We start from the raw sequence: 2,301 nt of genomic DNA on the forward strand, positions 1-2,301 counted from the left end.
CAACAAAAAGCCGTTGCCTCAGTGGTTTAAACTCTTTGTATTATTTCATCTGTATTCAATGGGGCGTTGCAAAGAGGTTGCCTCACTGAAATGGAGTTATATTAACGGTGATACTATTACCATCCCTGCGGAAGAAATGAAAGGGCGCAGGGAGCACAGGATCTGGCTATGCCCAGATATGATCGACTTACTCAAAAAGATCTATTACATGACTAAAGATCGCAAAAATGAGTATGTTTTCAATTTTGGGCGGTCGCAGGAAAAACATATACATAAGCAGGTTTTTGCTAAGTGGTTATGGGGATCGAGTTTAAAGGGTAAGTTAACGCCTCACGGATTAAGATCAACTGCTCGCACATGGTTGCGTGATCAGGGATGCCCTAACGAAGTAGGCGAAGATTTTCTTGCACACGTCTATGGATCTCCAACAGAGCGATCATATATCCGTACTGATTATCTTGAACAGCGAAAACCTTTTTATGTTAAGTGGTATGAGTTTTTGCGTTATTGCTGGGTGTTATCTACCGCTTATGACAATGCGTATATAACCACGAAACAGCGATCAGAGCTTGATATCTTGATCCGTTAACTTGTTAATAGATAGCCTATGCAAAATAGGCTATAATTTTTATAGCCATTATTTAAATTGCAATTTATAAAGGTGAAAATATGTCAAATACTCATATAGCTTATATGTATGATCAAGCAGGCTACTACTCAGGATCATGCTATGTAAATCAGGATAAGCAGGGCAAATGGGCGATCCCTGCAGATACTACCCTTGAAGTGCCAACTTTTAAGGGCGGTTTCTGGTCTAAATTCAACGGCAAAAAGTGGGAATTAGAGAAGATCCCTGCATCATGCGCTGAATGTATCGAGCAGGAATTTACCTGTATTTCTAACTCACCAGACAGACACGAACAGGAAAAAAAGGCGGTAATAGAAAGCCTTGTTAATGCTGATTCAGAGCATTATAAAACCGTTGTAAATGATTCTTTTGTTATGTCGGTTGAAGAAATACCAGAGCCAACAGAAGAAGAAAAACAGCAGAAAGAAGATGAAGAAAAACAACAGACTCTTGATCGTGCAATTGATGAACTCATTAAAGAAATGGCGCAGGCTGATCTAATGGGTGATGAAGATTGGAAAGCAGAGCTTAGAGATCAGTATCAAACCTTAATAAATGGTGACGAGGAGTAATACAATGAGTGACGAGATCATTTATCCAAAGCCTAAAAAAATTTATGTAAGAAACGGCAGATGTACCTACTGCGGATCGAAGAAAATTAAAACTAAATGGGGTTATCAGTGGTGTGATAAAACCTGCAGTGCAGGGCGTTTAGGTCTAAAGCTCTATGAAGAAACAAACCATCTTGGAGATTATGCTATAGATCCAAATTCAGCGGTTGAAGATTCAGAGTAAGAATAATATAATTAACTTACACATAGAACAATCCTTTATGAAAAAAACCTCTATTCTTTAGAGGCTTTTGTTTTATTCCTTTAATAGTTTTTCTATTTCTGCATCTTTTACCCTCTGAATACTGGCGGTATTTCTACCGCCTTTTATTTTTTGTTGATTTATACTAAAGTCATATTCTTTACTAGCTCATTGTCTTTATTATAAAAACTAACAGATTCTACATAAGTGTTTGTTCTTCCCTTATGGTTAAGGATAACTTCATCAAATCCAAGTTTTGAGGCTACTTCCTTAGCTGTGTTATATAGTGCTTCTTCAATATCTCCGATGTAAATATGTTCGTAATTATCTTTAATCAGCTTTGCTAATTTTTTCATCTTGTTAATTAGCTGTGCTTTAGTAGGTAAAGCAAATGCTTGTTTATTTAAGCTCTTTACAAAATCTTCTTTAGAAAGATTGCTTGCCATATACATTGGTTCAATTACATTGTTATAAGTATCAAAAGAAACTTCATAACCTGCTAATTTTTCAAATTCACATTTCATCATTTTCGTTACCCTCTTTGTTACCTAATCTTAATGAGCTTTTCTGCTCTCTTTTCTTTAATTATAATATACTTTTACAAAATGTAAACAAATAAATGAGAAGATAATCACAAAATGTATAATAATTTTTACAAAAAGATATGAAATAATAGAGAAGATGAAAAACAGATAAAGCGTATGCCCTGCAGGCTTTTACTTTCCCCTGCAGGGTTTTGTTTTTTAAGATAGAATGACAATGATCCCACGAACAACCATCACACCAATAACAACTACAACGATAAAAAGCGCAATTGCCTTAAAATCTCCAATCAGCGCATCAAAATGATTGTAGCTATC

Annotated in this window: 4 protein-coding genes; 3 read left to right on the forward strand and 1 reads right to left on the reverse strand. The window is 35.5% G+C overall.

Annotation, left to right across the window (positions count from 1 at the left end; genetic code table 11):
- Positions 1-13 precede the first annotated feature (13 nt).
- From ACJML3_RS00140 to ACJML3_RS00150, 3 genes are all read left to right on the forward strand, one after another.
- Positions 14-589, forward strand: a complete 576-nt coding sequence (locus ACJML3_RS00140; RefSeq protein WP_406019599.1) for a tyrosine-type recombinase/integrase — start codon at positions 14-16, stop codon at positions 587-589.
- Positions 590-669: 80 nt separating this feature from the next.
- The gene (locus ACJML3_RS00145) at positions 670-1,200 is read left to right on the forward strand and encodes a hypothetical protein (RefSeq protein ID WP_406019596.1); all 531 of its coding nucleotides are present in this window, start codon (positions 670-672) and stop codon (positions 1,198-1,200) included.
- A gap of 4 nt (positions 1,201-1,204) precedes the next feature.
- Positions 1,205-1,423: a hypothetical protein gene (locus tag ACJML3_RS00150; RefSeq protein ID WP_406019597.1), complete on the forward strand. Its 219-nt coding sequence runs from the start codon at positions 1,205-1,207 to the stop codon at positions 1,421-1,423.
- Positions 1,424-1,581: 158 nt separating this feature from the next.
- On the opposite strand, the gene ACJML3_RS00155 is transcribed toward ACJML3_RS00150, so the two are convergent.
- On the reverse strand, positions 1,582-1,968 hold the full coding sequence (locus ACJML3_RS00155; protein WP_406019598.1) for a hypothetical protein: 387 nt from the start codon (positions 1,966-1,968) through the stop codon (positions 1,582-1,584).
- Positions 1,969-2,301: the final 333 nt, after the last annotated feature.

The sequence above is a fragment of the Succinivibrio sp. genome, from assembly GCF_045124615.1.
GTDB classification, from domain to species: Bacteria; Pseudomonadota; Gammaproteobacteria; order Enterobacterales; family Succinivibrionaceae; genus Succinivibrio; species Succinivibrio faecicola.